Source organism: Paraburkholderia diazotrophica (assembly GCF_900108945.1).
GTDB lineage: Bacteria > Pseudomonadota > Gammaproteobacteria > Burkholderiales > Burkholderiaceae > Paraburkholderia > Paraburkholderia diazotrophica.
In genome coordinates this window covers 33,812-40,072 of sequence record NZ_FNYE01000056.1, presented here as the reverse complement: position 1 = coordinate 40,072, position 6,261 = coordinate 33,812, and the positions used below count along the sequence as shown (strand labels likewise).

Below are 6,261 nucleotides of genomic sequence, written 5' to 3'. Positions count from 1 at the left end.
GGCGGGCAGGAGCATCAACGAAATCGCCGACGCGTGCGCGCTCAGCGCGAAAACGATCAGTACACACAAGATGCGACTGATGCAGAAGCTCGGGCTTTCCAACAATGCCGAGGTGATCCGGTACGCGATCCGGCACAGATTGATCGTCGAGTAGAGGATGCTCACCCCGCGAAATGCAGGGATGGAGTGAGTATCGGTAAGCATCCTGCCAGGGGGTTTGTCCGCATTTTTTTGCGGCATCGCCCGTGACAGGATTTCGTCAGGCTCGCCGGCAAAAACGCGAGCCACCTGTACGACCCAGTTCGAGTCAGCAGTGGTTATGCATCGCAGGCGCTTTATTATCACGGCGGCGAGTGCTGCCGCGGGCGCGGTGTTTGCCGCGCGGGCCGCACCGGACCAGCATTTCGACATTGTCTATCCGCAGATCAGGCCGGGTCGCGACGTGCATGCGGCGTTCGCGCTCGCAACGCTGGATGTCGCGATGAAAGCGGCCAACGCGTCCTATACGGCGCGTCAGGTCGAGGTCGTGATGGAGCGCAGCCGCGCGCTTGCTGAACTCGCCAGCGGTACGACGATCAACCTGCACTGGACGAGCATGGAGGCGCAGGCCGAGCGCGGCCTGAACGTCGTGCATATCCCGATTCACCGCGGTCTGATCGGCTATCGCGTGTTTTTGATCAGACAGGACCGCCAGGCCGATTTCGACGGGATCGAAACGCTGGAGGACCTTCGCTCGATGACGGGCGTCCAGGGACTCGGCTGGATCGATGCCGGGATCATGCGCAACGCCGGCCTTCGCGTGCAGACCCCTTCGACGTACGAGACGATCTTCAAGATGCTGGAAGGCCGGCGCGTCGACTATTTTCCGCGCGGCGTAATCGAGGCGTTTCCCGAGCTGGAATCGCGCCGGGCGACCGAGCCTGATCTCGCCGTCGAGCAAAGTCTGCTGCTCGCGTATCGCTCCGATTTTCTGTTCTATGTGTCGCCGAATCATCGAGAACTTGCCGCGACGATCGAGCGTGGCTTCACGGCCGCCTGGCGCGACGGCTCGTATCTGAAGTTGTTCAATACGCATCCGTACATCCAGAACGGGTTGAAGCTTGGGAATCTGGGCGGCAGGAAGGTGATACGGCTGGATAATCCGTTCCTGTCGGACGAGGATCGAGCGATTCCCGATACATACTGGATGCGCCTTTAGCTGCACGCGCAATGGTTCACAACGCGCGGAAGCACTGGCAGGGGCGGCGTCATAGAAAAGAGATTGTGCCGCCACTTGGGGACAAAGTTCGCAGGCCTTTCGAGTGTTTCATAGCCAACGCTTCGCAAAGGGGACGTGCAGACGACTCGCTCTGCCGCGCGAAAATGCAACTACCGGTCTACCGCCACCACCCACTCCGCGCGCCTACGGCGGCAACTTCGGCCTTGCACGAAATGGCCCGATCATGCGGTCAAACGCGCGACGCCTACTTTTTCTTTTTCGCCGACGAGGCCTTCATTTCGATCACATCGGGCGACCGCTTGCGTTTGCCCGGCACGACACCCATGCGCGGATCGCGCTCGCGCGCGAGCGCGATCATGTCCTGCGCGGCGGTTTCGAACTCGGGATGACTTTGCGACACATACAGCCACTTGCCGAGCACAGGATGCGGGACGAGCGCGGAGTACTCGCGCAGCAATCCAGCTTGCCGGTCATGTGACGTGCACACGAGGAGCCCATTCCATGGTTCTTCACCGCTTGCGACGGCGAGATAAAGCAGGCCGTCGAGCCAGGCGGCCTGCATGTTGAAGAACCGTTCGCGCGAGTAGCCGGGGTCTCGTTCGAGAGGCTCGAAAACCCACAGCAGCGGGTTCTCGCGCTTTCGTTTCGGGTTCAGATCGACGGACAGCATGGTGAGACCTTCGATGAATCGATTTCCCCCGATGATATAGCTGCTCGCTTCAACCGTTCATTCCGGCGTCCATCGCGAATTGCCCGGTTTCACGCGAATGCCCGCGAGAAACAGGTATCGTATCGCCCATGACGCGCCGCAAGGCGTCAATGGCAATCCCGGTAATCCGCACAATTCAGCAAGCAGAGGAGCAGTAATGGCAACGAAGATCGAAACGATAGGCATCGTCGGCGCAGGCACGATGGGCAACGGAATCGCGCAGGTGTCGGCGGTGGCGGGCGTCAAGGTGGTGCTCATCGACGTCACGGACGCCGCGCTCGAAAAGGGCGTCGCGACGCTCACAGCGAGTCTCGCGAAGCTGGTCGAGAAGGGCAAGATCGACGCATCGGCGCGCGATGCGGCGCTCACGCGCATCGAAACGTCGACCGACTATCAGCGCCTCGCTGGTGCGGATATCGTCGTCGAAGCAGCGACGGAGAACGTCGAACTGAAGATCCGCATCCTGCGGCAGATCGAATCCATCGTGAGCGGCGAGACGATCGTCGCGTCGAACACGTCGTCGATCTCGATCACGGCTCTTGCCGCGACGCTTACGAAGCCCGAGCGTTTCGTCGGAATGCACTTCTTCAACCCGGTGCCGCTGCTGCCACTCGTCGAAGTGATTCGCGGCGTGCAGACAGGCGACGATACAGCCGCCGCCGTGCGCGAACTGACGCAGCGGCTCGGCAAGACGGCTGTCAACGTGAAGAACGCGCCGGGTTTCGTGGTCAACCGGATTCTCGTGCCGATGATCAACGAAGCGTTTTTCGCGCTGGCGGAAGGCATCGCGACGGCGGAGGAAATCGACGAGGGCATGCGGCTCGGCGCAAATCACCCGATCGGGCCGCTCGCGCTCGCGGATCTCATCGGGCTCGACGTGTGCCTGTCCGTGATGGATGTGTTCCTGAAGGACTTCGGCGATTCGAAGTATCGCGCGTGTCCGTTGCTGCGCGAACTCGTCGCGGCCGGGAGGCTGGGCCGCAAGGCGGGACACGGCGTGTATCGCTACGATCAGAAGCGGTAAAACCGTTAGCCCAACTCGAACGAAGTGACGCCGAACACCTGCGCGAGCGGAATGTCCGGCGCCTCTTCCGTGTACATGCGTGCCGTTTCGAACACGCTCGTCATGCTGTGGCGCACTGCAAGCGCCACGGCTGCCGGATTGGGCTCGGGCACATCGAGCGTCACGATTTCTCCGGGACAATGCGCGACGAGCGCGCTGAACAGCGTTTCGGCGATCTGCGCGTCGTCGGCGAACAGCGGCCCGATCTTGCGGCCCTCGCGGCATCGGCGCAGCACGCCATATCCGCGCATCTGTCCATCGACGACGTCCGCCAGCGCGACGGCATCCGGCTGATCGATCCACGCGCGCAGAAAGCCGTTGCGCGGCGCGGGGAAGAACCGACGGTCATAGGCACTGAGCTGATCGAAGGGCAGCGCGTGCGCATCGGATAACGCTGCGCTGCCCGCAATGCCAGCCTTCGCGATGCCCTGAAACCGTATGTTCCGGTACGCAAGCGCAAAGCCTGACTTTCGATAGTTCGGCTGTTGCGCGACCACGCCATCGAGTCCGATGTTGCGCTCGCCGAGATACGCGATGCCATGCTGCCAAATGCGCAGGCCGAGCCCTTTGCCGCGAAATTCCGGCTTGACGATATACAGACCGATAAAGCCGAAATGCGCGTCGTACGCGACGGCGGAAATCGAGCCGATGGGTTCGCCGCGCCACACGCCGACGAAGAACCCATCGGGATCGGCTGCGCGAAAGCAGCGGGTGTCGTGCATGCCGGGATTCCAGCCTTCGATCGCGGCCCATTCGATTGCGCGATCCACTTCGCCGGTTGTCATCGTGCGCACGATGAAGTCGCGCGCCGTATTCGTCGATTCGTCCATGGTGTGTCCTTGATGCAGTTCGTATCCATGTCCATCGACGCTTATCATGCAGCCAAAATCGCCTGGATGGTACATGCGATGATCAACCCTCGTTCAGTGTCAAGCTTTTGCGATTAAATCGCATGCGATATATAATGCGTCTGTGACGAGACATCCGTCTCCCGCCGACGAGGACGCATATGAAGACCACCGCCAAGGCAGACGCCGCGAATCCGAAGCTCGCCGATTTTCTGTGTTTCGCCGTTTATTCGGCGAATCTCGCGTTCGGCAAGGCGTACAAGCCGATTCTCGAAGAGCTTGGACTGACCTACACGCAATACATCACGGTGATCGCGTTGTGGGAAGAGGATGATCAGACCGTCAGCAGCCTCGGCGAAAAGCTGTTTCTCGAATCGAACACGCTGACGCCGATCCTGAAGAAGCTCGAAGGCATGGGCTATCTGGAGCGGCAACGCGATCCCGAAGACGAACGCCAGGTACGCGTCAGTCTGACGAAAAGCGGCCGACGCCTGCGCGAGAAGGCGCTGAACATGGATCTCGTCGAGGCCACGGGCCTCACGCCCGATGAATTCTCGAAGGTGCAGAAGGCGATCGTCACGCTGCGCAACAACCTGGTCAAAGCGGTCAACGAGCAGCAGTAATCGTATTTCCGCCTGATGCAGCGCGGGCCCGGCATGTCTGCCGCGCCCGCGCTGCGCGTTTACGCGCACCCGGCCCAATGCCGATGCCGCGCACTCTTTTCGCACAAGTCTTTTCCAAAAAATGATCGCACGCGATTGAATCGCATGCTTGACATGCATCTGGCTTTGCTTAAAATGCATCGCATGCGATTGAATCGCGTACGCTGTTGAGTCGGATGATGATGAGCCGAAGCGCCAATCCGCATCCGTCAGCGATTTGTAGACAGACAGAGTGCCCTCGATCGAGGGTCTTCAACTACCGGAGAGAAATGATGAGCAAGTTCTTTAAAGCCGCAGTTTTTGTTGCAGTGAGCGTTGCTGCTTCGGCTTCCGCATTCGCGAGCGGATATGGTCCCGCGCCGCACTACAACCCGATCCAGGGCGCGTCGGCTTCGCAGCAAGGTGCCGCCGCGATCGTTGCAGGCGCTGGCCGCGAAGCGACGGTCAACGAAAATACGGCCGCGGTTGGCGGCGTGACGGATTCGGCGATTCAGTCGGGTCATCGCGTGATCGCCAGCGACATCGGCTCGACCTTCAAGCATCACTAATCACACAACACGCAAAGGAAATAATCATGGCACGCATCGAAAACGTACTCTACACAGGCGAGACTCACACGTCGGGCGGGCGGGAAGGCGCGTCGCGCAGTTCGGATGGCCGGCTGGAAATCCAGCTTTCGACGCCCGGTACGAACGGCAAGGGCACGAACCCCGAGCAGCTGTTTGCGGCGGGCTGGTCGGCCTGCTTCATCGGCGCGATGGGTCTTGCGGCGCGCGAACTGAAAGTGACGCTGCCCGCCGATGCGAGCGTCGACGCCGAAGTGGACCTGGGCACGGGCGAGGGCGGTTACTTCCTGCAGGCGCGTCTCAACGTGAGTCTGCCGGGCGTGGCGCGCGACATCGCGCAAGCGCTTGTCGATGCGGCACATCAGACTTGCCCGTACTCGAAGGCGACGCGCGGCAATATCGACGTTGAAATCGCGCTCGTTTGATGTGTTTAGGACGGTCCGCGAAGTCTCCTTGGTGAAAGGGACGAGCGGACCGCTCGCCGGTCGCCAATAGCTGCGATTCAACCGCGATTCAACCGCGATTCGCTTGCGGCGGCTGCGGATTATTTGCCGGATCGGTGTCGTATTTGAAAACGCGCTCGATGCCCGCATCGCCGGGCAGCGCCGACAGTGCCGACTCAAGCGAATCGGCGATGTCCTCGTCGTACACGTCTTCACCTTCGACATACACGGTAAAGGACCGCAAGTACTTCGCCTTCTTCTCGGGGTTCTCGATCGTTTGTCTCGTCCATTCGTAGAGCCGGTATGCCGACGTGCCCATCGCTTCCGCTTCCTTGACGTAATCGGCGAATGCATCGAACTGGCATTTCAGCGACGCCTTGTGCTGCCGCAAGATGTCGCGCAGCGGCGGATAGTTGTCCGATGCGGGGTCTGCGCGCAACGCGCTGGCCCGTTCGTCGGCCACGGTGATCCTGATCTGGAATTGCCACGTGCTTTCCATCGTTCCTCCGCGTTGAGCCCATCGCGGAGATTCTAGCGAATGGATGAAATCTCAGCCTCCCCGCCGGACCGATTCTGAAATCTCAGAACGACTCGGCCGCCCATACTTTTCCATTCAATAAAAACCAAATCAAATCAAGGAGATGGAGCGGTGCGCGCAAGCCGGATTCTGGCATGGCCCTTGCACTATTGCCGCCCACTGGTCACGCGGCCACCACGACGATGCGCGACGCCGCGACGCAGTCCGCGCACT

General features: G+C 60.8%; 9 protein-coding genes. 6 read left to right on the top strand and 3 right to left on the bottom strand.

The window, feature by feature from the left end; all coding sequences use genetic code 11:
• Both BMW76_RS37035 and BMW76_RS37030 read left to right on the top strand, forming a co-directional pair.
• The coding region (locus tag BMW76_RS37035; protein WP_143062418.1) for a response regulator transcription factor at positions 1 to 154 on the top strand (154 nt) is incomplete at its 5' end.
• A 327-nt stretch (positions 155 to 481) separates the two neighbouring features.
• Positions 482 to 1,198 carry a hypothetical protein gene (locus BMW76_RS37030; RefSeq protein ID WP_322789343.1) on the top strand — a complete coding sequence of 239 codons (717 nt, stop codon included), beginning with the start codon at positions 482 to 484 and terminating at the stop codon, positions 1,196 to 1,198.
• A 265-nt stretch (positions 1,199 to 1,463) separates the two neighbouring features.
• Here the strand turns inward: BMW76_RS37030 and BMW76_RS37025 are convergent, their stop codons facing one another.
• The gene (locus BMW76_RS37025) at positions 1,464 to 1,889 is read right to left on the bottom strand and encodes a hypothetical protein (protein ID WP_090873730.1); all 426 of its coding nucleotides are present in this window, start codon (positions 1,887 to 1,889) and stop codon (positions 1,464 to 1,466) included.
• A gap of 196 nt (positions 1,890 to 2,085) precedes the next feature.
• Between BMW76_RS37025 and BMW76_RS37020 the strand changes: the two genes are divergently transcribed.
• Positions 2,086 to 2,952: a 3-hydroxybutyryl-CoA dehydrogenase gene (locus BMW76_RS37020; protein ID WP_090873729.1), complete on the top strand. Its 867-nt coding sequence runs from the start codon at positions 2,086 to 2,088 to the stop codon at positions 2,950 to 2,952.
• Between the two features lie 5 nt (positions 2,953 to 2,957).
• Here the strand turns inward: BMW76_RS37020 and BMW76_RS37015 are convergent, their stop codons facing one another.
• Positions 2,958 to 3,821: a GNAT family N-acetyltransferase gene (locus BMW76_RS37015; protein WP_090873735.1), complete on the bottom strand. Its 864-nt coding sequence runs from the start codon at positions 3,819 to 3,821 to the stop codon at positions 2,958 to 2,960.
• A gap of 179 nt (positions 3,822 to 4,000) precedes the next feature.
• On the opposite strand from BMW76_RS37015, the gene BMW76_RS37010 reads away from it, so the two are divergent.
• The 3 genes from BMW76_RS37010 (at position 4,001) to BMW76_RS37000 (ending at position 5,492) form a co-directional block, all read left to right on the top strand.
• Entirely contained in the window at positions 4,001 to 4,462 is a 462-nt protein-coding gene (locus BMW76_RS37010) for a MarR family winged helix-turn-helix transcriptional regulator (RefSeq protein ID WP_090873728.1), read from the top strand.
• 308 nt (positions 4,463 to 4,770) lie between these two features.
• On the top strand, positions 4,771 to 5,049 hold the full coding sequence (locus BMW76_RS37005; RefSeq protein WP_177200610.1) for a hypothetical protein: 279 nt from the start codon (positions 4,771 to 4,773) through the stop codon (positions 5,047 to 5,049).
• A gap of 26 nt (positions 5,050 to 5,075) precedes the next feature.
• A complete protein-coding gene (locus BMW76_RS37000; RefSeq protein ID WP_090873726.1) occupies positions 5,076 to 5,492 on the top strand; it encodes an organic hydroperoxide resistance protein in 417 nt (138 codons plus the stop codon).
• Between the two features lie 88 nt (positions 5,493 to 5,580).
• Here BMW76_RS37000 and BMW76_RS36995 read toward each other — a convergent pair whose 3' ends face one another.
• The gene (locus BMW76_RS36995; RefSeq protein ID WP_090873725.1) at positions 5,581 to 6,009 is read right to left on the bottom strand and encodes a hypothetical protein; all 429 of its coding nucleotides are present in this window, start codon (positions 6,007 to 6,009) and stop codon (positions 5,581 to 5,583) included.
• Between the last annotated feature and the right edge of the window lie 252 nt (positions 6,010 to 6,261).

What these genes read in the sequence shown, in the direction of transcription:
- BMW76_RS37030 (WP_322789343.1), top strand. Translation starts at nt 482, where the DNA reads ATGAAAGCGGCCAACGCGTCCTATACGGCGCGTCAGGTCGAGGTCGTG.
- BMW76_RS37025 (WP_090873730.1), bottom strand. Translation starts at nt 1,889, where the DNA reads ATGCTGTCCGTCGATCTGAACCCGAAACGAAAGCGCGAGAACCCGCTG.
- BMW76_RS37020 (WP_090873729.1), top strand. Translation starts at nt 2,086, where the DNA reads ATGGCAACGAAGATCGAAACGATAGGCATCGTCGGCGCAGGCACGATG.
- BMW76_RS37015 (WP_090873735.1), bottom strand. Translation starts at nt 3,821, where the DNA reads ATGGACGAATCGACGAATACGGCGCGCGACTTCATCGTGCGCACGATG.
- BMW76_RS37010 (WP_090873728.1), top strand. Translation starts at nt 4,001, where the DNA reads ATGAAGACCACCGCCAAGGCAGACGCCGCGAATCCGAAGCTCGCCGAT.
- BMW76_RS37005 (WP_177200610.1), top strand. Translation starts at nt 4,771, where the DNA reads ATGATGAGCAAGTTCTTTAAAGCCGCAGTTTTTGTTGCAGTGAGCGTT.
- BMW76_RS37000 (WP_090873726.1), top strand. Translation starts at nt 5,076, where the DNA reads ATGGCACGCATCGAAAACGTACTCTACACAGGCGAGACTCACACGTCG.
- BMW76_RS36995 (WP_090873725.1), bottom strand. Translation starts at nt 6,009, where the DNA reads ATGGAAAGCACGTGGCAATTCCAGATCAGGATCACCGTGGCCGACGAA.